The following is a 25171-nucleotide window of genomic DNA, read 5'->3' on the forward strand; positions in this document are numbered from 1 at the left end:
ATACTACCGGTCTCTTCTTATAGAAGAGTATGGTGTATGGTGTACAAGTGATAATAAGCAAGGAAACCAAATGCCGTTGTAGGGAGTCGGATAGCAGCATAGTATCAATGAAGTTGGGTAATGCCGATGGAGGAAAGGCTGCTACCAAGTTATCACCCTTACTAGGGACACATTTACTACACGCGGAGGTAGGAATACTAAATGGAAACAAAACTATTAAGGATAGCAGAATTAGCAAAATCTGATCCCAAAATGAAATTTACATCCATTGTACATTTACTAAATAAGCAATTCTTGATTGTGCTAACATGGGTGCTTGTTAATTAAAGGTATAAGTGGGGCAGCATCTTTTTTCTTAATGTGCTAGAGGGAAGGTTTATTGAATAATTTTTTATGCAGGATATGTACGTGGTGAACCAATTTGATAAAGTAAGAATTCTAAAAGACATATCTGACTTAAAATTCTCAAAGGGACAAGTTGGATACATATTAGAAGTATACGATGGAACTCATTGCGAAGTTGAAATATCAGACAGTAACGGAATCACTCTTTTCCTGGGTGCTTTACCAACCGATATACTGGAAGTTATTTAACTTAAGGGGCAGGATAGCTTAAGTACATTTCTTCATAAAGTAGAAAAGCTGATCTTCCAAATTAGGAAAATCAGCTTTTTTATTACCTATCGTCTAAAGAACATCAAAAAACACAATTAAGATGGTGGGGCTTTACAAGCCAATGGAAGACTTTGCTTTTGTTCTTTCCGCCAGATTAGTAATCGACTCAATATCTTGTTCGGTTAATAAATCTAAAAAATACTCGCGTATTGCCATGGAAACTACAGGGCGGGCATCATCCAATGCTAATTTTCCCACCGAAGTAATGATTACCTGGACTCCTCGCTCAGTTTCTATTGGTTCCCTTAAAACAAGTCCCCGTTTTTCCATTCGCGTTAAATGATGGGATAAACGACTCTTGGTCCAATCCATCGAGTCTGCTAATTCTTGTTGGCGTAGTCTACCTTTTCCATAAAGATCCAATCGGTCTAATATACCAAAGTCACCCTCCGATAGCCCAGTTTTCTCGAACATGTCTTTTACTACGCTTCCAAAAATGTTCTTATAAGAACTTTTCCACATATGCCATATTTGCATTTCTTCTTTACTTATCATTTTTTTATTCATAAATGGAGTATAACATTGTTGACGTGTCAACCACAAGGTGGTAAAGTGTACTAAGGTTGACGTGTCAACCTTAAATGGAATGGCTGATATGTTAGAAGAATTTATCTCTAACGACAAAAGAAGCATACAGAAAGGAGAGTTTAACATTGCATAATAAACCAGTCGCCTTGGTTATTGGTGCCAATAAAGTGATTGGTCTTCAAATCTCAACGGATCTTGCGGCACACGGATTCACTGTCCTTGTTGGATCACGAAATTTTGAAAAAGGGAAAAAAGCTGCAATTAGCGTTGGGGCAGATGCACCGGCCATCCAGCTTGATGTTACCGATTAGCATTCTATCGACGCAGCAGAATGTATCCGTAGAGAGTTAGGTCGTCTCGACGTACTTATCAACAATTCGGGTATATCTCATGGAGGGAACCTGGAAGGAAGCTTGAAGAGGTAGGTAAGTCAGGAAACCAAGTGTTGCATCTATCGAAGAGGTACGCATGGTGTTGGAGACAAACGTATTTGGTGTAATTGCTATCACAAAAGCGATGTTTATGGCTTCCTCGTAAACCACCTGCTACAAGCATCGTCAACGTATCTAGTGGTTCAGGATTGCTGACACTCAACGCTGCACCGAACAATACGCATCGTGAAAAGTTCGGTGCAGTTTATAGCCCTTCAAAGACTTGATTTAAAAAAAGATAATCATTAATTTTTCGATAATTACAGAAGGAGTGAGTTATACAAATGGAATATATAAAACTCGGAAAGTCTGGCTTGGATGTTTCAGAACTATGTCTTGGAAGCATGAGCTTCGGAATACCTGAAAGAGGAAATGCGCCATGGTCACTAAATGAAGAAAAGAGCAGACCAATCATAAAAAAAGCCCTTGAATTAGGCATAAACTTTTTTAGTACTGCAAATATGTACTCTGACGGCACAAGTGAAGAGATTCTTGGACAAGCAGTAAAGGACTTCGCTCGCCGTGACGAAGTTGTAATTGCTTCAAAAGTATTCGTTCCGATGCGTAAAGGTCCAAATGCAATGGGGCTTTCCCGCAAAGCGATAATGACGGAAGTTGATAATACTCTAAGACGCTTGGGTACAGACTACATCGATTTGTATCAAATCCATCGATATGATCCTAACACACCGATTGAAGAGACAATGGAGGCACTACATGATCTAGTTAAGGCAGGAAAGGTAAGATATATCGGGGCATCCTCCATGTCAGCTTGGCAGTTCGCAAAAGCTCAACATGTGGCGGAACGCAACGGTTGGACTCGTTTCATTTCAATGGAAAATAGACTTAATTTGCTTTATCGAGAGGAAGAAAGAGAAATGCTGCCTTTTTGTAAAGATGATGGAGTTGGCGTTACGCCATATTTACCTTTTGCTGCAGGTCGATTAACTCGAGATTGGAATGAGCAGACCTCTCGATCAGAGAATGACCAAGTAGCAAAGGCCCTGTTTACCAAGACAGAAGAAGCCGATCGTAAAGTGGCTGAAAGAGTGGCAGAGGTTGCTGCGAATCGAGGTATTCCACGCGCACAGGTCGCACTTGCATGGTTGTTACAAAAGGAAGAGGTCACAGCACCGATAATAGGGGCGACCAAGATAAGCCATCTCGAAGATGCAGTGTCGGCTTTATCAGTTAAATTGACATCTGAAGAGATTAAGAGTTTAGAAGAACTTTATGTACCACATCCATTGGTATAGATACACAACTGCGATTAGAGTGAACACTTAAAAGGTGTTCGCTCTTTTTTATAATTTCTTTCTTAATTGCTCAGGATAAACATTAGCACTCTTGTAATAAAAGAATTATAAAAAGGGTTAATTTGTGAAGGAATACACTTAAACAAACAGGGGCTTTACTTCAAGAAGGAGTAAAGCCTTTTTCTTATTAAACTAAAGCAACATTAGTTTAACAAGGAATGATTTTAACTGAACAGGATAAACTAACCCTAAATATAATTAAGGGTGATGAAATTGTATAAAAGTAAAACTCTTCTGATGGTTTTATTTAGTATACTAATTAATTTTGGACACTGATATTACCTACAATTATTACCGTTCTTCGTATTTTTTTAGATTTTATTTTAGGAAAGGATATTGAATTTTTTTCGTATACAGCTGTTTTTCTTGGTATAGCAGCAGCGGGACTTATTTTTGGAGGACCACTAATGTATTTTGTATCTAAATCTAAAGCGAAGAAATAGTAACTCTAGTTTTATGCTAAATGGTGCCAACCTTAGAGAAGGAGAAGCATCTGCACCTTTTTTTCGAATTTATACAATGGGGAGTTTAGTAAGATAAGTTTTCTATTTACTATAGCATTAAGTAATAACAAAGGGGGGAGTGGTTTTGGGTGATTATTGGACTAGCAGGTTTATTAGGTGGAACTTCTGGTGCTTTTATAGATAAGTTTGGTTTAATGAGTGCGTACAGGATTTCTATTTTAGTACTTTCTACCTCCTCCCTAATCCTTGGAATTTACCCAGAGAACAATATAATATGGTACCTATCACCAGTTCTTTTTGGAAGCTCTTATATTTTCATGACAGGGGTCTTATTAGTATGGGGGATTTCCGTATTTAAGACTAATCCATCCTTTGGGCTAGGTGTGCCGTTCTTAACACTTGCACTCGGACAAGCTATAGGGGCTATTTTGTCAGGAGTAATAGCTGATCTATCAGGATATTATACTCTTTTTATTGGGTCTTCTATTGTTGGTTATGTAACCTTAGTATTTAAACTCAAATCAAAGTAGATATCTTGTTTTAGGGATACAATGATTAATATAGAAGATTTCTTCAAACATCAACAAGTAACAAAATACATTAGGAATAACTTTATATTTTTCAAAATTATTACCCCTCGGGCTATATACGAATATCTACATAAACAAATTCGAAATAAGCATTACGACGAGCTGCCTTTAAAAGGTAGCTTTTTCTTATTGAACTAAACATAAAAATTAGCCATTCGATAGATGCAAATATACTAGTTCAGGATTTTTTTCTATTGATTATGTCAGGTTTATGGGGGAATTTTATAGTTAGTAACTTAACATTAAAGTAGGTCACTGTTATTTATAAAAGAACGTTAAAATCACCTCTCTAGTTAACTGAGAGGTGATTTTTTTGTTGGATGTTTATGGTAAAATATCTATGTATTGAGAAGGGTTTCATTTAAACTACGAAGCAGGTGTGTTAAATATAAGAACTAAAAATATTCTATTGTAGGCTTGATGGAGGTTTAACGAAATGATTACGGTACCAAAAGAAGATTTTAATTTAATAAAGGAGAAAATTAAAGAAGCACCAACATTTGTTTTTAGCGTATTAGATTGCATTATTAAAGGAACGGTGCGTGCAGATTCCACCAATTATGAATCATTGCTTATTAACACCGATTCAGGATTGTATTACGTTACAGGGCAATCATCTGATGAGCTATTTCTTAAGAACATAGTTAGAGTAAACGAGGCATCAGTTAATCAGGGGAAAAGATTTACATTGTTTTCTTCTGAACCTACTTGGAATCAGGCAATTGAAAAATGCCTTGAGAAGAAAATAAGAAAAATACAACGTTATGGTTTTTCTTTTGATTTAATGGCATATAAAAATAGAAAAAGAAGTGATATTAGTGAATTTGACGTAACTAATATTAATCAATATCTTATAGATCATTGTTTGGAATTTGATAAAAAATACTACGATGAATATTGGGATTCCACAGATAATTTTCTTCAAAATGGGATTGGTTTTTGTGTGAAGGATGGAGAGAGGGTTATTAGTGAAGGAGTTTCCATTTTTAAATCTAAAAATTATGCGGAAGTAGATATAATAACCGACTCAAATTATAGAGGAAAAGGGTTAGCAAATATTGTAGCTGAACAATTCATAGATCATTGTCTTTCCCGAAATATTCAACCTCGTTGGGATTGTGATGTTGATAATGTTGCTTCAATCAATTTAGGTAGTAAATTAGGTTTTATTAATATGAAAGAATATTCTGTCTATATTAAAATATAATTCATATAATGTAGATTAATTAAGCAAGTACAAGAAAATCTAATTCAACTAGGGTGCTTTACTTCAAGAAGGAGTAAAGCCTTTTTTCTTAATCAACTAAAGGTGCAGTTTAGTTGATTAAGAATTTATGTAATTGGAACTTTACTGCTTAGTTAACGTATACATTATATGGGTTAGAATTTTTAGTTAATTTCAACGGGAAGGGGATATGGACTTGGAACATAATAAATCAAATGTAAATAAGAAAAAGAAATTTAATGCATTGCTAAAGGTTCTCTTAATTTTTGGTTTGTTATTTATTGCACTTGTCGGATACGGAGTTTACTGGGCTTTTTTTGATATGAACAGGTTACCAACTGGAGAATATCTAACAGAAGAGATATCACCTGATGGAAAGTACACATTAAAAGCATATGTCACCAATGGGGGGGCAACAACGGCATATTCTGTTCGTGGTGAGTTGGTATTAAATGATAAAGATAATAAAACTAAAAATATCTATTGGAACAATCGAGAAGACACCGCAACTATTTCTTGGATAGACAATAACACAGTAGAAATTAATGGACATACGTTAGATGTAAAAAGGGATAAATTTGATTTTAGAAATCAATGATAATTTTATAGAAAACTAAAGGCTCAAATCAAAATATTATTAGCACTACTTTTTGTTGAATTACTAGACTAACTAGGTGCTTTAGTTGAACAAATGCCTGCCTGAAAGGGTAGCTTTTTCTTATTGAACTAACGCAGCAGGTTAGTTCAATAAGGAAATGTTTTTATAATGTCAAATTTCAATGAGGGGAACTTTAATATGGAATCTTTGATTAAATCTCAACTAAACGATATAGATGAAATAGTGAATATTGATAGAGAAGTAACTGGTAGTGATAGCAGACGAAAATACATAAGAAAAGCTATTGAGGAAGAAAGGTGTATAGTTGTTAAAAACGAGTTCTCAATTGTAGGATTTTTAATTTTTGATACTCACTTCTTTGATTGTAGCTTCATATCCTTGATAATAGTTAAATCGACTGAAAGACGAAAGGGATATGCAACATCCCTTTTGGAGTATTTTATAAGCATATCGCCAACTAAGAAAATATTCTCTTCAACCAATCAATCAAATAAAAGAATGCAAGAGGTATTTAAAGTAAATGGATTTATCCAAAGTGGATTTGTTGAAAATTTAGACGAAGGTGATCCAGAGATAATTTACTTTAAATCAACATAAGTAATTCTGATTTATTCAACTAATGCGATGACTTAGTAGAACAGGTCTGTCAGTAGACAGCCTTTATTGTTCTTCAACTAACGCAGCAGGTTAGTTTAACAAAAAAATATATAAAACGAGATATAAAAAGGGTGAAATTCGAATTACCAGGGCATTAGTCTTCAATAAAACTTAGTATGAGAAAGGGGAATATAATATAAAATTCTCATTGTTTAAAAATCAGTCATTTACAAAAATAATTAACGCTTTGCCAAAAAAATACGGAAATCAAATGAAGCATAGTGATGAGATTGTCTCTGCAATATATTACCCTAAGGATGAATTTGTAGTTACCTTTTCACAAGCTACAAAAGGTATTGAAAAACTAGAAAGCTCGGATAGTAAAAAAATTGCTATTGCCTACAATTTTTCAGAAGAAGCACAAAGAATTTTAAAAATAAATGGGTTTCATCTAATCCAATATTCAAGTTTTCCTTGGACTGATGAACAATGGAAAAACAGGAATTCTTAATAATAAGCCTTATTCAAGTATCGGGTGCTTTAGCAAAATATGGCCATCATTTCGATGGCCTATTTTTATGTCCAAAATATCAAGTTGATCCCAGACATGCATTATGAAATGTTACACTTAAGCTAATGGTGCTGTTTCGTTTAACAAGGGGGTATTGTATGATTTGGTTAAAACTCGCATTTTTTTTATTGATTGTGTTTGTTTTAAATACAATAGTTAAGTTACTTTTGAGAAAATTATTGAAAATAGAGAAAGAAAAAAAATCCTTTTTTTCTTACAATCACATAAACGAATTGCATAGAAAAATTGATTGGGCTATCAGAATTACTTCTACGATTGCATTTATCGTTATCAATATCTTAATCATAATTGAAGATTATTCGATAAACCTGATAATAAATGCATCGTTTTTCTACATTGTATTAGATTATGCAGTAAGGGCATTTTTTGAATGTAAATATTCGCAGAACCCCAAACAATATATCCTAACTATTAGCGAGGGGGCTTTAATCTTAATTGCCATAATTATAATGTTTGATTTCTTATTAAATTATTTCACTAACGGTGCAGTTTAGTTCAATAACACAATATCAATTTATTACATAATTGACTTGATACTACGTAACAAAGATTTAAGCTATTTCATTTTTGAACTGTTGTGTTAAAGCATCATTCAAGACCTATTAAAATTATTACGATAAGCTAGCGAATCGAATAATAAAATTGATTCTAGTTGATATTATAGTTGACCTAATCCAATAAAAAATAGTTTGGTTAAATACAGGAAGAAGTTTTTGCTTTAACAGATATATAATAATTATGGAAGCAAAAGATAGGACTAATTACTAACAACTAATGAAGAGTGACTATTTCTTATCCAAAAAAACAAGAATTCTTTTAGGTGAGGAAAAGTTTCAATCTTATCAGAAAGGGTTAGTTTTTCCAAACTTATTTACAGGAATATTAATAATTTGTATGACAATAGTTGAAAAATTAGAAATTCTACAAACATCAACATTTATAGCTTTATATATTATCTTAGCCATTATTCCCATTATATTATTAATAGCAAACAATAAAATAAACACTGGTCGATATTGGTTTTGGGTAAATGACTTTAAGTAAAGTGGTAACTTAAAATATCCCTTCTTCTTCCACTAACGGGTACTTAGCAAAATATGGCCATCATTTAGATGGTCTATTTTTATGTCCAAAATATCAAGTTGATCCCAGATATGCATTGTGAAATGTTACACTTAAACTAAAGGAGCAGGTTAGTTGAACAAGGATTATAGTCAGATTTACAACTACTAAGTAAAGAAACGTTTCCAAACGACGCTTTGGTAGCTTTTTCCCTCTAATACTTCTGTATGAAAGACACTTCATTTATGTGATATGAATCATTGACAAAAAAGAGTCACGCTTGTCCTCAATATGAAGGATAAGCGTAGCTCTTGATAGATTTATTCGAAGCAGCATTCGAAATTATTTATGATAATTTAGCGTGTTTACCATATAAGAAATAATGTAATGGTAGACATAACACTAAAAGAATCCCAAGAATTAAAAATAAACCATTATAGCCTATTGATGGCACGAGATAACCTTGAAGGAAAGGTCCAACGCCTAAACCAATATCTGTTAAGATAAAGAATGTGGCAGTGGCTAAGCCAACACGGTGTGCAGATACCTCTTTAATCGCTGCTGCCTGGCTGCTAGACATATACGTACCATAACCAAATCCAATAAATGCCCCTGCAATTAATAAGGTGATGGCATTATTCGCCTGGCTTAACATAAACATCCCAATAGCGAATGAAATGATGGCAGGGTACATAATCGAGTTAGGCCCTTTATTATCAAATAATTTACCGGTGAACGGGCGAGAAACAAGAACCGCAACGGCATACACAACAAAGAAGAAACTAGCAGCTTCCGTTAAGCTATGTTCACTCGCAAAGAATGATAGGAAAGAAATAATTCCCGCATAACAGAATGCTGTTACTGCAGCGACTAATGATACAGGTGCTGCTTTTTTCTCAATGAATTTGAAAATACCACGACCAGGCTCTTCTTCATGTTTTTCTTCTGGTAGTTCTTTTACTTTAATCATTAAAGATAAGAGGAAGCTAATGACTACACATACTAAACAGAAAATAAAAATATAGTTAAATGCAAAGTGAGCTAAAATAAACATTCCGATAAATGGACCAATCGCCGTAGCGACGGTCATACTTAAAGCAAAATAGCCAATACCGGCACCACGACGCGTTGTTGGAACGGCTTGAGCGACGATTGTACCTGTCGCAGTACCGGCAATCCCAAAGGCAATCCCATGAATCACACGTATAATACTAAGCATTATATAACTCTCAACGAAGAAATAGACAATGGCTGTCATAATCATAATACCAATGCCGATTAGTAAAAGTTTTTTCTGACCTAATTTATCAATATAGCGTCCACCGAATAGGCGTCCAACTAATGCCCCAATAACGAAAATACTCGATGCAAATCCAGCTGCACTTGCATTTGACTGAAATTCATTTACTGCGAAAACAGAAATGGTGACCATTAATAAATAAAAAGTCAGCATTAAGAAAAAGTTAATGAGCGTAATGCTGACAAAATCTTTTGTCCATAATTTTTCTTTCATATATAATAACGTCTCCTTTTTTGAAATTCAAAGTATGAAATCATGTATGTGATAAAAACTTATGTTATTATCATAACAAGAAATTATATATATTAAAAATATTGATATTGTTGTATATCTATAATGTTTTTGATATGAACGAGGTGCAATCATGGATTTAAGACAGTTAAAATACTTTAAAACGATTGTGGATGAAGGTAGTATTACGCATGCAGCAAATAAACTGCATATGGCGCAACCACCATTAAGTCAGCAGTTAAAACGATTAGAAGTTGAGCTAAATACGATTTTAATTAAGCGCTATCGTTCGGATTGGGAGATTACTGAAACGGGTCGTATGTTGTATGAGTTTGCAAAAAAAACATTGTTAGAGATGGAACATATTAGTAATGAGATATTAATGGTTGAAGAAGGCGTAAAAGGTACGTTAGCCATAGGTGTATCATCGAGCTGCTTGAAGCTACTGCCTAAAGTAGTCAAATCATTCCGTAACAAATATCCGAATGTGTACATTAAGATATATGAAGGTGATTCCAGCTATTTAGAAAATTTACTAGCCAATCATAAAATTGAGCTGGCGTTAATGGTATTGCCTTTGAATACGCAACGTTACCATGTCATTAAATTACATGCTGAATCTTTTAAAGTCGTTATGCCGATTAAATGGTATGAGGATAGGTATTTAGATGTTATGTCATTAGAAAATTTAAACGATTACCCCATTTTAATGCTTGGTCCAATGGATGGTTATTTTGCACATGAAACTATACTCAATTATTTTACGAGTAAAAATTTAGAACCGAATATCGTATTAGAATGCAAGGATGTCTTTACATTGCTTAATTTTGTGGCAGAAGAAGTTGGGATTGCTGTACTTCCACAATCAGAAGTGCATACAGTGTTTGAAAACGGTGTAAAGAGCTTATCGATTGAAAATGTAAAGGAAGAAATTACGCCATGTATTATTAGTATCAATGATTATCCATTAACAACGATTGCTAATAAATTTACGGATGAATTTCAAACCTATATAGTGGAACAGTAAAATTTCAGGTATCTATTGTGTGATTAGATTGAAATTTGAATTCTCTTCATAAGTAAAATTTCATTAATTTTCTATACAAAAAACGTTCCAAAATGAAAGTTTGGGAGTACATTAAAAGGCCACAAAATATTGTTAAATCAACATTTTGTGGCTTTTCCTATGAACATTATTTATACACGGTTTTATGCAAGTTCTTTGAAAGTCAGTTACAACAACGGTTTGGAAGTATTTTGAACAAGGCGTAAAAAAGATTGTGAAGTATTGTGAAATGTTACACTTAAACTAACGGGGCAGGTTAGTTTAAGAGTGTTGTTTAACTTGTATTCAACAATCGGGTTCGATTGTTGGAAATTTAAGGGGTGGAATAATGAATGATTTTTATACAGCATTAAATTATGTAAATAAAATGATTTACGAGCCAAATGACTTAACTGTACAGTCGGTTCAAGAAGAAAAGCAAAATTCTAAGTATGGTGCTGGTACATTTCGGTTATCTTCGAGAACAGTTCGTTTCAGAGTTGCAAATATAACCCCCACCAAAGTAGGGCAGTTTGTTGCATTTTGGGAAATAGACGAAAATAATAAAAACCAACCCTTTACATATGAGGAAGCACCTGATTTATTAGTTATAACTACTTTTAAAGATGATAGTGATTTTGGACAATTTATTTTTCCAAAAGAAATTCTTTTCAAACATAATATTCTTAGGTCCAGTTCAACAAAGGGGAAAATGGCAATAAGAGTTTATTCTAGCTGGGATAAACCGACTAGTGAGCAAGCGATGAAAACTCAAAACTGGCAGTTGCCTTATTTTGTTGATATGAGTGATCCGAGTAAATTACCCATAGACAAAATAATAGAACTGTATTCGCTTTAATCCCATGCAAACGAGCGTTATTGTTTAATAAGTGTCTATATTCTTATTCTACTCCCATGAAAATTAAAAAATGCTCAAAATATACAAAAATGCATAACAAAAGAGACTCAGAAATTGCTTTTTTTAAAAAAGCTGAGCCTTAGAATGTTTATATTAAGTTAAAAGGTAAATCAAGAATCAACTCCATATTCTTGTAAGAATAAAGGCAAGGCTAGTGCAGTAACCAGAGTAGGATTAATCTCCCATGAGTGCTACTCGTATAGAGTGCGACAGTCTGTGATGCACCGTGGTCGTTGGAGTCAGACTAACGGATGGGCTCAATGGCACCATAGTTGATCGACCTTCTTCGCCAGCCATAGTATCCTATACAAATTTTTAACTTTTTCATCCTCTGTGGTGTAGCGCTGGTTTTGCGCTACATGAATGGCTAACGGTGCAGTTTAGTTGAATAAGGCTAGATAGGAAATTATGATAAGAATAGTATTAAAACTAGGGGGATTTCTAATGCATACAGACAATAAAACAGTATTAGAATTAGTGGAATTTGATAAATATGATGTCTTAGGTTTAATAGAACTTTCTGCATCAGTTGATTGGGATTATGATGAGCATGAAATTAGAACTGTTATGTCATCTGGTAAAATATACGGACATAAAAATGCTGATGGGAAAATTGTTTCGAGTGCTGCAATAATACCTTATGATACTGATTTAGCTTCAATTGGTATGGTTATTGTTAATGAAAAATATAGAGGTTTAGGCTTAGGAAAAAAGGCTACTCAAAAATGTATAGACAGTTTTTCTCAAAATACCTCAATAATGTTAATTTCAACTGAAGATGGGAAACCCTTATATGAAAAATTGGGTTTTAATACTGTCGACCATGTACATAAGTTTTTAAGTGATAACTATATTCCAACTAAATTGTTTAATAATCGAGAAATTACCTTAGAGAAATACAGTGAGAATGATATTAATGAAATTATTGAATTAGATTCGGCTGCATTTGGTGATAAGAGAAGAAAATTACTTCTTAACAGGATAAATCAATCAAAAAAATGTTTAGTTGTTAGAAATCTAAAGGGGAAGATTATTGGATACGGATTATCCATATTAGGACCAATAAATCTATTAATAGGACCTATTGTAGCACCAGATACACAAACAGCTGCTTTAATAATCGATGGGTTAATTCTTAATCATAAAGGAAAGTTAAGGATTGACGTGCCCTCCAATAATGACGAGTTAATGTTATTCTTGGAGAAAAGTGGATTTGTAAAAGTTGGTAATCCTCCGATAATGATAAAGAACTCTATTAATATGCCATATAGGAATAAAGAGTTATTTGCTATTACTGCACAAATCTTTGGTTAAGTTAGCAATATTTTTATATGTCTCTTCTTCAAGTAACGGGTGTTTAGTTAAACCTGACCATCTTTCTGATCTGTATTTTGGTCATTCGATTTGGTTTCCTTATTCGTATTCCCCTGATAGAAAAAGTAAGCTGATATTATTAAACGATTTTTATAAAAAGACGCTCCTTAAAATATTTGAATACTTGCTGCACGATAATGAGTGATGTACGCAGTCTCATCTAGTTGCAATACTCTGTGGGTAATTAATCTGATGCAAGTTTGAAATTCTAAAATACATTGTCTGTTTAGTACTCAAATGTACTCTAATAAAAAGAAGGGGTACATTTGAGTACACCCTTCGCATAAATTCACGCAATATTCTTATTTTATCTAATAAGATTTCACTTAGTTAATCGTAATACCGGCACTTGCAAATCCTGTAACCGTAGATATTAGACTAATTCCTGTTGGGTCAATCGAGAAGACCATGAGTAGTTTTTCTCCTGTAATTACTGGTATTGATGTTAAAGAGTTAGCGCTTCTGTTATCGCCTATTGCAATAATTGGCCCAAGAGCAGGTGTTAATAACAACGGAGTACCCACTGGGCTAAAGCTACTACTATTAGCTGCTGCACGGTATAATTGTGCTCTAACAGTTACAGCAGATCCTAGTACAACAGCTGCTGTAGTACTAAAGAAGCCTGATATTGAATTCACAGTTCCATCTCGAGGAACTACAAATGCATAGTCAAGAACTCCTCCAGTACCTAGAGTTAATGTTGCTCCAGCAACATTGACACTAGCAACAGAACTACCGAAACCAAGAAGGGCACCTGTATTTGCAAGGTTTAATACAACCGTAGTGAGTGCAACTGGTAGGCCTGATGCAAATGGAATTATGGCACTTGCACCAGTCGTACCCGTAGCGCCGGTAGGTCCAGCAGTTCCTGTGTTGCCTGTAGCACCAGTGGCTCCCGTAGCGCCCGCAAGTCCAGTGTCGCCCGTAGCACCAGTAGGTCCAGCAGTTCCTGTGTTGCCTGTAGCACCAGTGGCTCCCGTAGCGCCCGCAAGTCCAGTATCACCCGTAGCACCGGTAGGTCCAGCAGTTCCTGTGTTGCCTGTAGCACCAGTGGCTCCCGTAGCGCCCGCAAGTCCAGTATCACCCGTAGCACCGGTAGGCCCAGCAGTTCCAGTGTTGCCTGTAGCCCCAGTGGCTCCCGCAAGTCCAGTGTCGCCCGTAGCACCAGTAGGTCCAGCAGTTCCTGTGTTGCCTGTAGCACCAGTGGCTCCCGTAGCGCCCGCAAGTCCAGTATCACCCGTAGCACCGGTAGGTCCAGCAGTTCCTGTGTTACCTGTAGCCCCAGTGGCTCCCGCAAGTCCAGTGTCTCCTGTAGCGCCGGTAGGCCCAGCAGTTCCTGTGTTGCCTGTAGCCCCAGTGGCTCCCGTAGCGCCCGCAAGTCCAGTGTCGCCCGTGGCACCGGTAGGTCCAGCAGGTCCAGTGTCACCCGTAGCACCGGTAGGTCCAGCAGTTCCTGTGTTGCCTGTAGCCCCAGTGGCTCCCGTAGCGCCCGCAAGTCCAGTGTCGCCCGTGGCACCGGTAGGTCCAGCAGTTCCAGTGTTACCTGTAGCCCCAGTGGCTCCCGCAAGTCCAGTGTCGCCTGTAGCCCCAGTGGCTCCCGTAGTGCCCGCAAGTCCAGTGTCACCCGTAGCACCGGTAGGTCCAGCAGTTCCTGTGTTACCTGTAGCCCCAGTGGCTCCCGCAAGTCCAGTGTCTCCTGTAGCGCCGGTAGGCCCAGCAGTTCCTGTGTTGCCTGTAGCCCCAGTGGCTCCCGTAGCGCCCGCAAGTCCAGTATCACCCGTAGCACCGGTAGGTCCAGCAGGTCCAGTGTTACCTGTAGCCCCAGTGGCTCCCGTAGCGCCCGCAAGTCCAGTGTCGCCCGTGGCACCGGTAGGTCCAGCAGTTCCTGTGTTACCTGTAGCCCCAGTGGCTCCCGCAAGTCCAGTGTCGCCTGTAGCGCCGGTAGGCCCAGCAGGTCCAGTGTTGCCTGTAGCCCCAGTGGCTCCCGTAGTGCCCGCAAGTCCAGTGTCGCCCGTGGCACCGGTAGGTCCAGCAGTTCCTGTGTTACCTGTAGCCCCAGTGGCTCCCGTAGCGCCCGCAAGTCCAGTGTCGCCTGTAGCCCCAGTGGCTCCCGCAAGTCCAGTGTCGCCCGTGGCACCGGTAGGTCCAGCAGGTCCAGTGTTACCTGTAGCCCCAGTGGCTCCCGTAGCGCCCGCAAGTCCAGTGTCACCCGTAGCACCGGTAGGCCCAGCAGTTCCAGTGTTGCCTGTAGCCCCAGTGGCTCCCGTAGCGCCCGCAAGTCCAGTGTCGCCCGTAGCGCCGGTAGGCCCAGTAGTTCCTGTGTTGCCTGTAGCCCCAGTGGCTCCCGCAAGTCCAGTGTCTCCCGTGGCACCGGTAGGTCCAGCAGTTCCTGTGTTGCCTGTAGCTCCAGTGTCGCCCGTGGCACCGGTAGGTCCAGCAGTTCCTGTGTTACCTGTAGCCCCAGTGGCACCCGTAGCGCCCGCAAGTCCAGTGTCGCCCGTAGCGCCGGTAGGCCCAGCAGTTCCTGTGTTGCCTGTAGCCCCAGTGGCTCCCGTGTCGCCCGTAGCACCGGTAGATCCAGCAGGTCCAGTGTTACCGGTAGCCCCAGTAGTTCCACTACCAGTAGTAATTTGAGTCACTTGTTTCAATTTGCTATCAAGTAATAGCTCTTTTTTTATTGCCAATTCTAGCGTATCTTGAACACTGGTATTAACTAATAAGATATCCTCTAACGAAGCTGGTGTGGTCAGACCAGGTAATGTGCCGAGTGCATATTGCAATTTTTCCCCTTCGGCATTAATAATATGTGCTAGTCCTAACTCTTCCATCGCAATAGAACTTAAGAGCAGGTTAATAGCATCATCTCTAGTGATTGTAATGGTCGGGGAAATATTAGGTATATTCGGTTGAGACATTTTATCTCTCCTTTATAATTTTTGGAACAATCCTGTGTATCGATAATGATAATCCCAGTGTTGTCCTGTCTATAATCTATTCAGAAAAGGAGAAAAGGGATAAGCTAAATGTCTCTGAGATAGTTAAAAAAACTGAGAAAAGACCCTTATATTTAAATGATAGTCGAGTACATACTTTACCATATGAAATGATAAATGATTGGGACTATCATTCGATAGGACTTTGGAGATTAAAGTCGAAATTAAATCTAGAGTGTGATAGGTATTCTTGTTTGAAAGAAATTAGAAAAAACTCTACAACTATTAATTAGAAATAAAAAAATCTGCCATGGATGAGAATAGTTTCATTTTTAATATGTTTACTTTCTATTGTATTGTGATTAGAGATAAATTTAGAGATTAATATGGAACTAAATTTATTTGTATTAATTTAAAACGACTTTTTGATCGAACAATTGGAAGAGTATTTTCAGGTTTTGAAAATTCGACAGTTTAAAACGATTATATTGGAAGTAGGTCATCTAAAAAAGACGATAGTTTATTCACGAGACAAGTTTTGGAAACATACATATAGATGTAGACCATGTGGAGGTGTAAGATGCTCACAACTAGTTTTGTATGACCATAAATGATGAAGAAGATAAGAGACTATTGCCCGTTTTAAAGGGCTCCGAGATTTTGCGAAGCCAAAAATTATGCTTTTCAACAAAAGAAGAGGTGTAAATATGCCGACAAGTTGGTATCAAGCAGTTCCTGCAATTATTGATTTAGTTCATATGGATGGTCCTCAATCGATCCTCGATATAGGTGTGGGATTTGGTAAGTATGGTGTACTACTGCGTGAAACCATTGACATACCATACGAGCGCTATGATAAGGAAACCTGGCATCTGCAACTGGATGGTATAGAAGGTTTTGAAGGGTATAGAAATCCAATCCATGATTATGTATATAATAAAATGTACTATGGAAATATTTTTTCTGTGTTACCTACCCTAGAACAGAAATATGACACACTTTTATTAATTGATGTGTTAGAGCATTTTGGTAAAATAGAGGGATTACGTTTAATTGAAGAATTATTGAAAGTTACTAATAAATCTTTAATTGTATCCACTCCAATTATGCCTGCACCACAAGGAGAGTACTTAGGAAATATTCTCGAGACGCATAAAAGTCGATGGAATATAGTAGATTTTGTTGATTTTGATTTTCAATTTAGTCAAGTCAAGGTTGGCAATAATGGAGCCAACATATTTAGATTTTATCCTACCAAAAGGATGCCGTCTTCTAAAATGAAGGAAAAACCTATGAAAATAGGCTATCTGTTACCACATCAAAATTTAACTGGTGGACTTAAAATGTTATTGGCACAAATGGAAATGCTTAAAAATAGAGGGCACAATGTTACAGCCTTCTTTAGAGGAATGGAAGGGCAGCGTGCATTGCCGTCATGGACTGATGTAGAAGCGGATCGTGAAGTGATTATTCCACCTTTTGAGACTTTTAAAAAATATGTGGAGGATTGTGATGTTGTAGTAGCAGGCTGGTTTCCACAGCTATTAGAATTAAAAGATATTAATACACCTGTATTCTATTATGAACAAGGACATGAGCTGTTGTTTGGGGATGTTCCAGATTACAACAATTTTAATAGTATTAAATCATATCTGCAGTCATGTTACACGTCAGGTATCCCTATTGCAAGTATCTCGAAGTTTGTATCTCGTGCTTTAATGGCTCGATTCGACATAACATCCGAAGTCATCCCGATTGGATTAGATGTCAATGTATATAAACCTATTGAGAAAAATGAAGATAAAGAGTTACTTACCGTGTTATTAGTTGGCAATCCACATTTGCATTTTAAATCTTTTAATGATGCAATTAATGCTTTACAAATAGCTTGGGGTCGAGGACTGCGTTTTCATGTGAAGTGGGTGTGCCAATCACCACCATCTGTTCATGCGACTTTTCCAATCGAAACGATTGTACATCCTAACCAAGAAGTGCTCATTCAATGTTATCAAGAAGCCGACATACTTTTATTCACATCAAAGTATGAGGGATTCGGCATGCCTCCTTTAGAAGCTATGTCATGTGGAACACCTGTCATCGCGTCAGATTGTGGAGGAGTAAGGGATTATGCTGTATCCGAGTATAATTGTCTATTAGCTGATCCAGGGGACACTGAACAATTTGCTAATCATTTAGAAAGACTATTAAAAGATAAAGAACTACGGAAAGTTCTAAGTGAAAAGGGAAGAAAGACCGCATTGTCACTGCGATATGAAGATTCTATATTGAAAATTGAAGAATATATGCGTAAATTGATTTAGGATACATCTAGTTTAATGTTTTTTGGTGATTACTTTAATTTTTTATTTGCTAATTACTTTAATAGAAAGAGGATTTTAGACGCTTTAATTTTAAAGAATGTCTACTGTTTAAATCTGACATGCTTATAGTCTAAAGGTGAGAAGAACCAAATTGTTAAAGAAGTAATTGATGATTGGGATCCTCCTTCTTGAACTCCCATGAAAATTAAAAAACACTCAAAATCAACAAAATTGCATAACAAAAGAGACTCAGAAAAAGCTTTTTTAAAAAAGTCTGAGCCTTTAGAGTGGTTATATTAAGTTGAAAGTTAAATCAGGAATCAACTCCATTCTTCTTATAATAAAGGCAAGGCTGGTGCAGTAACCAAAGTAGGATTAATCTCTCATGAGTGCTACTCTTATGAAGTGCGACAGTCAGTGATGCACCGTGGTCGTTGGAGTCAGACTAACGGATGGGTCAATGGCACCATAGTTCATCGACCTTCTTCGCCAGCCATACTAATCTATACCCACTCTGCAACAATTTTCATCCTCTGTGATGTAGCGCTGATTTTGCGCTACATGGATGGCTAACGGGTGCTTAGTAAAAAACAACATCAAAGTAAAATGAGCTTGGAGAAAGATTTCCAGCTCATTTTTTTGTGTCTTAAATCAACCTTCACCTTTAACATAGCCAAAGAATATAAAATTTACTACAAAAAGTGGACTTTTAGAAGTATCTAAGGAAGGCAATCTGTTTACGTTAGCTTTTCCTTCTAGAGAAAGAGAAAAATGCGATACACCAGAGGCACTTATTAAAGGATTAGGCATAGTACCTAAAGAGGTTTATAGGTTAAGAGACTATATGGCAGTATTTGACACAGAGCAGGACATTTTGAGACTAGAATTAAACATGGATGAATTCAATCGGCTTTTTTCTAACGATCGCGGATGGATAATACCAAATAAAATCCATCGTTACATCTTTAAAATAATCAATTAGTAGTAAAGACTGTAAGTGGTTGGTCTTCAAAGTTTCGGATAAAAGTCCTCTATTCGTTTATAAGCTTCAAGTGACTAGGCTTCTGATAGTAACTATTCCATTCCCTCTATAAATAGTAATAATAAAAGGATTATTGCCAACTTAATAGAATTATAGAAATTAAGGAGTTTATTTACTAACGTTGCAGGTTAGTTGAAGTATGTTCTTGTTTAACTCTAGGAGGGAATTGAAAGTGTTTACTAATAAGAAAGTTTTGATTGGAATTATTGCTATTATGATAATTGTAATGTCGTACTTCTTCTTTTTTTCTAGTTCCAATTCCGAAAAGAACAAAAGTATTGGTATGGTTCTTTTTAAAGTTGAAAGTAAACACGATTACACAAAACCAGGAGAATATACGGAAATGTGGATTATTGGGTACAACAATTCTGATGAAAAAGATAATCGACGTAATAAAATTTTTATTGAGGATGCAATGGTTTACAACCTTATTAAAGTAGATGAAGAGTATATGATAAGTGCGAGATCTTTTAGAAAAGATAAAGATTATGATTATGCTTATGAGTTAATTCAAATTAGCAATCAAAAAGAATATCAGGTTAGAGGGAAAGGGAGGATTAAATGAAATTAATCGTTCAGCAATTGGGTGAGGTTGTGGAATTAGAGTAGCTGTTCTTAAAAAATATACGGGTGCTTTAATTCAAGAAGGAGTAAATCTTTTTTCTTATTAATCTAAAGGAGCAGGTAAGCAAATCTAAGGGTACGTAGGATTCTATAGTCGACTTCATTAATTGGGAGGTAATTAATTGGTAAAAATTGGAATTATTTTAGGTTTATTTATAGCCGTTATTGCAGTGTTCGTATTTATAAATAAATTATATTATCCTTCTCTTCCGATAGATGATTTATCTGCAAAACAAGCGATTGAACTACTAAAAGAATCGGATAGTAAGATAGCTGAAATTGCCGTAGAAGCCAATTCTATTTGGTATATCACAAGTAGTGAGAACCAAGGTATTTCGATTGCGGATGAAAATATAATACAAATGATAGGTTCAACCGGATGGGAATTTAAGGGGAAAGATGGTGCTGGCCTGTTCTTTGAAAAAGACGAAAAAAGATTAATTGCCACCACTCAAATGTGGACTAAAAATTATGTTCTCGTTAAAATTCCAAGTAATTTTAAATAATCTTAAGAGACTTGTATTAATTTGATGGGTGCAAAATGTAATGAGCATGGAGGTACATTTCCAGCTCATTATTTATAGCATTTTTAAATCCACCTTTACCTTTATCATAGCTTCTATATTAATAAATAGAAGCTATATCTGCTTTTATAGTCGAATTTAAATAGGCTATGGAGGGTTGTCTAATGAAAATTTTTCGTTTTGATCAACAGGTTGGACATAAGATTAACCACTTTAATTCGAATTTTATCATGTCACGGATCGCTAAAATAGAAAGTGAAACGGTAATAGGCTGTATGCATTTGGAGGAAAAAGGAGTCATTGGATATCATGATGCAGTTGTTCCTCAGCTACTACTGATTGTTAATGGAGAGGGTAGGGTATCTGGTACGAATCAAACGAAGGTTGAAATAAGAGCTGGCGATGCAGTGTTCTGGGAAAAGGGGGAGGGGCATGAAACCACAACTGATACTTATTTAGCAGCAATGGTCATAGAGGCAGAAGGACTCCAACCAGAAATATATATGCCAATGAAAGGGGGAAGTAAAAATGATTTGGGCTAATGCTTCAGAAAATATTAAAGCATTTATAAGACAGGTGATTGGCCAAATACAGAAAATAGTTGACGAAAATAATGTTGGTTATTACTTACATGGCTCTCTGGCAATAGGTGGTTTTAATCCATCAAGGAGTGACATAGATATTTTGGTGGTAACCAAAAAAGCATTGTCATTCCAAGAGAAATTATCGTTGACTGAGTTATTTTTAAAGATTTCAAATAATCCTTATCCAATTGAAATTAGTTTTATGAATAGAAGCCAGCTAGAAAACTGGGACTATCCTCCATCCTATGATTATCATTTTAGTGAATATTGGAGGGAAAGATACGAAGAATGTAGTGAAAAATGGTTATTAGGAGAAAAAGTAGATGCTGATTTAGCTGCACATATAACCATTGTTACTTATAAAGGAATATGCCTTAGAGGTGAACCCATAAAAGCAGTGTTTCCAACTGTACCCACTATTCACTATACATCAGCAATTTTACAAGACTATAAGGATTGTTTAAATGATTTAGAGATAGATCCTGTTTATTCCATATTAAATATGCTAAGAGTTTATCGTTATTTAAAGGAGAGTACAATATGCTCTAAATTGGAGGCTGGTCAATGGGGAGCCAACAGTTTACCAGAAGAGCATAAAACGTTAGTATGCCAAGCTATTAACATATATACAGGAAAAATATCCGAATCAAACTTTCAAAGTCAACAGCTAGTCGAATTTAAAGAGTTAATAGCTAGAGAAGTAAATGATTTACTAACTCAAAATTTTCAATTCGGAATTGAAGAGGCACAACAATTAAAAAATAGCTAATTAAAAATTACTGTAAACAAACTATACGGGGCTTGCGTTTGTTTGCAGTATAATTTAGTTTACTTCATATCTTCCGCAGGCAAAGTATTGTGCAATGAGGGAGGGGCAGGACTAAGAACTGGTTTTTCACCGAATGCTTTACCTTGGTCTTAGGAGAAAGGGTGTCCATCAGGAGCATTGCCCTCTAACCACGGCAATTCGGCACTGTCTTCTCCTTCCGAATGATTATATAGAGTATGAGAAAATTCGGTTGCTTCCCACTCAGGGGGAATTGTTGTGGGACAAATAACTCCACCTTGTGTTGCTTCTAAGTCTTTTATAGCTGCTAGCCCTTGATTTTGGTGCATTGTATCTCGAGCTAAAAGGAAGGACAGCATATCTCTAACTCCTTTATCATCTGTCATGCTATAAAGACGAGCTACTTGTAAACGCCCTTCTGAATCAGCCATCATGTTATGTCGCATATCTGCTAATAAGTTACCACTTGCTACAATATAACCAGCATTCCATGGCACTCCAACTGAGTTCACAGGCATAGCACCTAAGCCCGAGACGATTGCGTGCTGAGGATTCATACCCTCTACTAATACATCCTTTGGACTCATAACCTCCCATAATTGCACCTTTTACTGGGTTAACTGCGCCTTTTTCCTGTTCTGTGACTGGTGCGCCTTCTAAAAGTCTTGCCACCATTGTAGCTATCATTTCAATGTGACCAAGTTCTTCTGTTCCTGTATCCATGAGTAAGTCTTTATATTTTTCGTTTCCTCTTGTATTCCAGCATTGGAAAAGATACTGCATAGCAACACTCATCTCTCCAAATTGACCACCAATAATTTCTTGTTGGTGTTTTGCTAATACTGGATCTGGATTGTCCGGTACCGCATGAAAGCTCAATTCTTTTTTGTTAAAGACATATATAGAATCCTCCTTTAGAAATTTATAGACAATTTTTAAATTTTACCCATGAATTTATCTATAAAACTTTCAATAAAATAAATAATCTAAAAGTCTTAATGAATTTAAAGGGAAATATGATTTAGTTAACAAAAAATTATATTGTCTTCAAAAAATTGAAATACTTAATCGTACTAAAAAGTGCTTGTGAAAGAGATTAATAATAAGTAGAAGAGGGGAATGTATATATATTGAACTGAGATAAAAAAGATAGGGGGATACTTTTTTGATATATGCAAAGTTAATTGTACAAATAATTTTGATATCTTTATTTATTTACTATGTAAGTGGAAAGCTGATGGGTTCCCAAATCAATTTTATGAAAAGAATCCTTTCTGTTTTTATTAGCATTGTGTTTACCTTTTTTGTTTACTGGTATGCCTATTTAAGGAATATTGACTTTCTTTCCGAGGATTTCGTTTATTCATTTATGGACGTCAGCACTATAATATGGATAGGTAGTATGCTTTTGATTTCTATGCTATTGTACTTATTCTTTGAATTATTTGGACCGATGGATAATGGGGAACGAAAATCAAGTACTATGCGACAAAGACCTTTTCTTTTAAGGCTAAGAAGTCAATGGAGAGGTCAAAAAAGAATGCGACAAGTAATTCAAATAGCTGCTAAGAATGGGATTTCTAGAGCTTTGAAATATACCAAGCATAGAGATAACGATTATGAAATGGCAATCGCCTTTCGCGATACACTAGAGCAAGCCGGAGGTATTTTCATAAAGTTTGGTCAGGTACTTTCAACTCGTAAAGACTTGTTTTCTCCTGTATTTATAAGAGAGCTGGAAAAGCTTCAGCAAAATGTGGAGCCATTACATGAATCAGAAGTAAAAAAGATTTTAGATAAATCGTTGCCATGTAGTATGGAAGATATATTTTCATATTTTGATATGATTCCTTTGGCTTCCGCTTCAATTGGTCAAGTACATAAAGCGGTACTGAAAGAAAACAATCAACAGGTTGTTGTCAAATTATTACGTCCCGATGTCAAGTCAATGATTAGGGATGATTTAAATATTTTATTAGAGTTTGTTCGTTGGTTAACAGACAAATCCTCTTGGGCAGAAAGATTGGGCCTATGTGAGCTAGCACTAGGATTTGCGGATAACCTTAAAGAAGAAGTGAATTTTGAAATAGAAAAACGGAATGCAGTTCAAGTCAAAAATGCCCTAAAAAACAGTAAGTATGAGGTGAAAATACCTTATGTTTACACCGATTTGAGCAATAAAAACATCATTATTTTTGAGCATGCTTACGGGCAGAGTGTAGCAAATGGCGACTCGTTGTTTCAAAAACTAAATATAGATCGGGAGGAGTTTGCTCAAACGGTTCTCTACTCATTTTTCGATCAAATGCTTTATTCTGGAATTTTTCACGCTGATCCACATCCGGGAAATATCTTTATTGATAAAACAGATGGACTCCCGATTTTGTTAGATTTTGGCGCAGTAGGAAGACTGGCAGAGCCTCAGCAAGAAGGAATGAAGATTTTTTTAATGGGTATTCAGCATAATGACGCTAATATGCTTTATGATGCAGTAACATTGCTTGTAGAAGACCATGATCACATTGATAGAGTAAAAATGGAACAGGCTTTGTCTCAAATCCTTCTTCGAATTTCATATGTAGAACGAATACCAACGGATGAGCTAATTCAAGCGTTCTTTAAGCTAGTTAGAGAATTTGGCTTATCGTTTTATCCTTCCGTAGGAATTGCTATGCGTTCAATTATAACTTTAGAGGGCACGCTTAAGCTAATCCAACCTAAATTTGATATTTTTGCAGAAGCAAAAGAATATTCGTCGGATTATTTGACTTCTCTGTTAAAAAAGCCATTTAAGGAACCAAAAGTTACAAAGGAAAGAATAGAAGAAGAGTTCGCCTTATTGCTACCAGCAATGCGAAAAATACCAAGACGAGTTGATAAGCTTGTCCAAAAAGTGGAAAGTGGAAAAATTATTTTACATCATGATATTTTTTCAGATAAGAATAATGCTCAATTTGTAACTCACCTCTTTTCTCGATTTATTCTATTGTTTGTCGGGATTACTTTTGGAATAATTTCTGTTTCATTACTAGCAATTGCTCAGTTTATAGAAACTGCATATGCTGTATATTTAAATACTGCTGCTTTTGTTGGATTATTTCTATGCGCAGTATTGCTTGTACGTCTCTCCATACAAGCAATTAGATTGATGAAACGACATTAATTTGAATGGATTATACTCCGAACGTCTACAAAGTACCTTGAGACTACCAAGTCTCAAGGTACTTTCTCATTTTAGAAGGTGGTGAAACAAATTCCCGTGACTTTCATGCGTGTTACTCATCTATTGGACGTTTCATATCATAATAGGTAGCCTGCCATCTCCAACTGGGGATCTTTTTCAAATTGATCATTAATAGCAAGCATCTTCACCATGGACAATTTTATG

The 25171-nt window shown here is 36.3% G+C and carries 24 protein-coding genes and 1 pseudogene; 21 read left to right on the forward strand and 4 right to left on the reverse strand.

What is annotated here, in order from left to right:
- The first annotated feature begins 201 nt into the window (after positions 1-201).
- Both ACQKNZ_RS10495 and ACQKNZ_RS10500 read left to right on the forward strand, forming a co-directional pair.
- Positions 202-327: a hypothetical protein gene (locus ACQKNZ_RS10495; RefSeq protein WP_267873941.1), complete on the forward strand. Its 126-nt coding sequence runs from the start codon at positions 202-204 to the stop codon at positions 325-327.
- Positions 328-402: 75 nt separating this feature from the next.
- Complete coding sequence (locus ACQKNZ_RS10500) at positions 403-594, forward strand: DUF4926 domain-containing protein (RefSeq protein ID WP_427659557.1); 192 nt, start codon at positions 403-405, stop codon at positions 592-594.
- Positions 595-726: 132 nt separating this feature from the next.
- Here the strand turns inward: ACQKNZ_RS10500 and ACQKNZ_RS10505 are convergent, their stop codons facing one another.
- The gene (locus ACQKNZ_RS10505; RefSeq protein WP_154310696.1) at positions 727-1182 is read right to left on the reverse strand and encodes a MarR family winged helix-turn-helix transcriptional regulator; all 456 of its coding nucleotides are present in this window, start codon (positions 1180-1182) and stop codon (positions 727-729) included.
- Between the two features lie 167 nt (positions 1183-1349).
- Between ACQKNZ_RS10505 and ACQKNZ_RS10510 the strand changes: the two genes are divergently transcribed.
- The 10 genes from ACQKNZ_RS10510 (at position 1350) to ACQKNZ_RS10555 (ending at position 8081) form a co-directional block, all read left to right on the forward strand.
- Positions 1350-1514 (forward strand): SDR family NAD(P)-dependent oxidoreductase, encoded by a 165-nt coding sequence (locus tag ACQKNZ_RS10510; RefSeq protein ID WP_229654057.1) that lies wholly within the window; start codon positions 1350-1352, stop codon positions 1512-1514.
- Positions 1515-1702: 188 nt separating this feature from the next.
- On the forward strand, positions 1703-1861 hold the full coding sequence (locus ACQKNZ_RS10515; RefSeq protein WP_427659560.1) for a hypothetical protein: 159 nt from the start codon (positions 1703-1705) through the stop codon (positions 1859-1861).
- A gap of 57 nt (positions 1862-1918) precedes the next feature.
- Complete coding sequence (locus ACQKNZ_RS10520) at positions 1919-2890, forward strand: aldo/keto reductase (protein ID WP_154310697.1); 972 nt, start codon at positions 1919-1921, stop codon at positions 2888-2890.
- 652 nt (positions 2891-3542) lie between these two features.
- The gene (locus ACQKNZ_RS10525) at positions 3543-3944 is read left to right on the forward strand and encodes a hypothetical protein (protein WP_427659562.1); all 402 of its coding nucleotides are present in this window, start codon (positions 3543-3545) and stop codon (positions 3942-3944) included.
- A 496-nt stretch (positions 3945-4440) separates the two neighbouring features.
- Positions 4441-5211 (forward strand): GNAT family N-acetyltransferase, encoded by a 771-nt coding sequence (locus ACQKNZ_RS10530; protein ID WP_427659564.1) that lies wholly within the window; start codon positions 4441-4443, stop codon positions 5209-5211.
- Between the two features lie 214 nt (positions 5212-5425).
- Positions 5426-5827: a DUF5412 domain-containing protein gene (locus ACQKNZ_RS10535; protein ID WP_427659566.1), complete on the forward strand. Its 402-nt coding sequence runs from the start codon at positions 5426-5428 to the stop codon at positions 5825-5827.
- A gap of 198 nt (positions 5828-6025) precedes the next feature.
- Positions 6026-6445, forward strand: coding sequence for a GNAT family N-acetyltransferase (locus tag ACQKNZ_RS10540; protein ID WP_427659568.1), 420 nt, complete (start codon positions 6026-6028; stop codon positions 6443-6445).
- Positions 6446-6653: 208 nt separating this feature from the next.
- Positions 6654-6956 carry a hypothetical protein gene (locus ACQKNZ_RS10545; RefSeq protein WP_336498533.1) on the forward strand — a complete coding sequence of 101 codons (303 nt, stop codon included), beginning with the start codon at positions 6654-6656 and terminating at the stop codon, positions 6954-6956.
- Positions 6957-7114: 158 nt separating this feature from the next.
- Positions 7115-7531 (forward strand): DUF4181 domain-containing protein, encoded by a 417-nt coding sequence (locus ACQKNZ_RS10550; protein WP_427659571.1) that lies wholly within the window; start codon positions 7115-7117, stop codon positions 7529-7531.
- 280 nt (positions 7532-7811) lie between these two features.
- Positions 7812-8081 (forward strand): hypothetical protein, encoded by a 270-nt coding sequence (locus ACQKNZ_RS10555; RefSeq protein ID WP_427659573.1) that lies wholly within the window; start codon positions 7812-7814, stop codon positions 8079-8081.
- 364 nt (positions 8082-8445) lie between these two features.
- On the opposite strand, the gene ACQKNZ_RS10560 is transcribed toward ACQKNZ_RS10555, so the two are convergent.
- Positions 8446-9612 carry an MFS transporter gene (locus ACQKNZ_RS10560; protein ID WP_427659575.1) on the reverse strand — a complete coding sequence of 389 codons (1167 nt, stop codon included), beginning with the start codon at positions 9610-9612 and terminating at the stop codon, positions 8446-8448.
- A gap of 151 nt (positions 9613-9763) precedes the next feature.
- On the opposite strand from ACQKNZ_RS10560, the gene ACQKNZ_RS10565 reads away from it, so the two are divergent.
- From ACQKNZ_RS10565 to ACQKNZ_RS10575, 3 genes are all read left to right on the forward strand, one after another.
- Positions 9764-10657 (forward strand): LysR family transcriptional regulator, encoded by an 894-nt coding sequence (locus ACQKNZ_RS10565; RefSeq protein ID WP_427659577.1) that lies wholly within the window; start codon positions 9764-9766, stop codon positions 10655-10657.
- Between the two features lie 367 nt (positions 10658-11024).
- Positions 11025-11534 carry a MepB family protein gene (locus ACQKNZ_RS10570; RefSeq protein ID WP_427659579.1) on the forward strand — a complete coding sequence of 170 codons (510 nt, stop codon included), beginning with the start codon at positions 11025-11027 and terminating at the stop codon, positions 11532-11534.
- Positions 11535-12038: 504 nt separating this feature from the next.
- Positions 12039-12908 carry a GNAT family N-acetyltransferase gene (locus ACQKNZ_RS10575; RefSeq protein ID WP_427659581.1) on the forward strand — a complete coding sequence of 290 codons (870 nt, stop codon included), beginning with the start codon at positions 12039-12041 and terminating at the stop codon, positions 12906-12908.
- 386 nt (positions 12909-13294) lie between these two features.
- On the opposite strand, the gene ACQKNZ_RS10580 is transcribed toward ACQKNZ_RS10575, so the two are convergent.
- Positions 13295-15883, reverse strand: coding sequence for an exosporium glycoprotein BclB-related protein (locus ACQKNZ_RS10580; protein ID WP_427659583.1), 2589 nt, complete (start codon positions 15881-15883; stop codon positions 13295-13297).
- A gap of 725 nt (positions 15884-16608) precedes the next feature.
- On the opposite strand from ACQKNZ_RS10580, the gene ACQKNZ_RS10585 reads away from it, so the two are divergent.
- The 5 genes from ACQKNZ_RS10585 to ACQKNZ_RS10605 all read left to right on the forward strand — a co-directional run bounded on the left by ACQKNZ_RS10585 (position 16609) and on the right by ACQKNZ_RS10605 (position 21765).
- The gene (locus ACQKNZ_RS10585; RefSeq protein ID WP_427659585.1) at positions 16609-18222 is read left to right on the forward strand and encodes a glycosyltransferase family 4 protein; all 1614 of its coding nucleotides are present in this window, start codon (positions 16609-16611) and stop codon (positions 18220-18222) included.
- A gap of 1214 nt (positions 18223-19436) precedes the next feature.
- The gene (locus tag ACQKNZ_RS10590) at positions 19437-19829 is read left to right on the forward strand and encodes a hypothetical protein (protein WP_427659587.1); all 393 of its coding nucleotides are present in this window, start codon (positions 19437-19439) and stop codon (positions 19827-19829) included.
- A 181-nt stretch (positions 19830-20010) separates the two neighbouring features.
- Positions 20011-20394: a hypothetical protein gene (locus tag ACQKNZ_RS10595; RefSeq protein ID WP_427659589.1), complete on the forward strand. Its 384-nt coding sequence runs from the start codon at positions 20011-20013 to the stop codon at positions 20392-20394.
- 182 nt (positions 20395-20576) lie between these two features.
- Positions 20577-20954, forward strand: a complete 378-nt coding sequence (locus tag ACQKNZ_RS10600) for a cupin (RefSeq protein ID WP_427659591.1) — start codon at positions 20577-20579, stop codon at positions 20952-20954.
- A complete protein-coding gene (locus ACQKNZ_RS10605; protein WP_427659593.1) occupies positions 20941-21765 on the forward strand; it encodes an aminoglycoside adenylyltransferase domain-containing protein in 825 nt (274 codons plus the stop codon). The genes ACQKNZ_RS10600 and ACQKNZ_RS10605 overlap by 14 nt, the downstream gene beginning before the upstream one ends.
- 59 nt (positions 21766-21824) lie before the next feature.
- Here the strand turns inward: ACQKNZ_RS10605 and ACQKNZ_RS10610 are convergent.
- A pseudogene (locus tag ACQKNZ_RS10610) lies at positions 21825-22686 on the reverse strand (manganese catalase family protein).
- A gap of 262 nt (positions 22687-22948) precedes the next feature.
- On the opposite strand from ACQKNZ_RS10610, the gene ACQKNZ_RS10615 reads away from it, so the two are divergent.
- Positions 22949-24946, forward strand: coding sequence for an ABC1 kinase family protein (locus ACQKNZ_RS10615; RefSeq protein ID WP_427659595.1), 1998 nt, complete (start codon positions 22949-22951; stop codon positions 24944-24946).
- Positions 24947-25171 lie beyond the last annotated feature (225 nt).

Origin of the sequence: Psychrobacillus sp. NPDC093200 (genome assembly GCF_050280345.1) — a bacterium.
In the GTDB taxonomy this organism is placed as follows: Bacteria; Bacillota; Bacilli; order Bacillales_A; family Planococcaceae; genus Psychrobacillus; species Psychrobacillus faecigallinarum.

Coding starts and splice junctions, on each gene's coding strand:
- ACQKNZ_RS10550 (WP_427659571.1), top strand. CDS start 7,115: ATGATTTGGTTAAAACTCGCATTTTTTTTATTGATTGTGTTTGTTTTA.
- ACQKNZ_RS10500 (WP_427659557.1), top strand. CDS start 403: ATGTACGTGGTGAACCAATTTGATAAAGTAAGAATTCTAAAAGACATA.
- ACQKNZ_RS10495 (WP_267873941.1), top strand. CDS start 202: ATGGAAACAAAACTATTAAGGATAGCAGAATTAGCAAAATCTGATCCC.
- ACQKNZ_RS10600 (WP_427659591.1), top strand. CDS start 20,577: ATGAAAATTTTTCGTTTTGATCAACAGGTTGGACATAAGATTAACCAC.
- ACQKNZ_RS10565 (WP_427659577.1), top strand. CDS start 9,764: ATGGATTTAAGACAGTTAAAATACTTTAAAACGATTGTGGATGAAGGT.
- ACQKNZ_RS10555 (WP_427659573.1), top strand. CDS start 7,812: ATGAAGAGTGACTATTTCTTATCCAAAAAAACAAGAATTCTTTTAGGT.
- ACQKNZ_RS10560 (WP_427659575.1), bottom strand. CDS start 9,612: ATGAAAGAAAAATTATGGACAAAAGATTTTGTCAGCATTACGCTCATT.
- ACQKNZ_RS10530 (WP_427659564.1), top strand. CDS start 4,441: ATGATTACGGTACCAAAAGAAGATTTTAATTTAATAAAGGAGAAAATT.
- ACQKNZ_RS10540 (WP_427659568.1), top strand. CDS start 6,026: ATGGAATCTTTGATTAAATCTCAACTAAACGATATAGATGAAATAGTG.
- ACQKNZ_RS10605 (WP_427659593.1), top strand. CDS start 20,941: ATGATTTGGGCTAATGCTTCAGAAAATATTAAAGCATTTATAAGACAG.
- ACQKNZ_RS10585 (WP_427659585.1), top strand. CDS start 16,609: ATGCCGACAAGTTGGTATCAAGCAGTTCCTGCAATTATTGATTTAGTT.
- ACQKNZ_RS10570 (WP_427659579.1), top strand. CDS start 11,025: ATGAATGATTTTTATACAGCATTAAATTATGTAAATAAAATGATTTAC.
- ACQKNZ_RS10580 (WP_427659583.1), bottom strand. CDS start 15,883: ATGTCTCAACCGAATATACCTAATATTTCCCCGACCATTACAATCACT.
- ACQKNZ_RS10520 (WP_154310697.1), top strand. CDS start 1,919: ATGGAATATATAAAACTCGGAAAGTCTGGCTTGGATGTTTCAGAACTA.
- ACQKNZ_RS10575 (WP_427659581.1), top strand. CDS start 12,039: ATGCATACAGACAATAAAACAGTATTAGAATTAGTGGAATTTGATAAA.
- ACQKNZ_RS10505 (WP_154310696.1), bottom strand. CDS start 1,182: ATGAATAAAAAAATGATAAGTAAAGAAGAAATGCAAATATGGCATATG.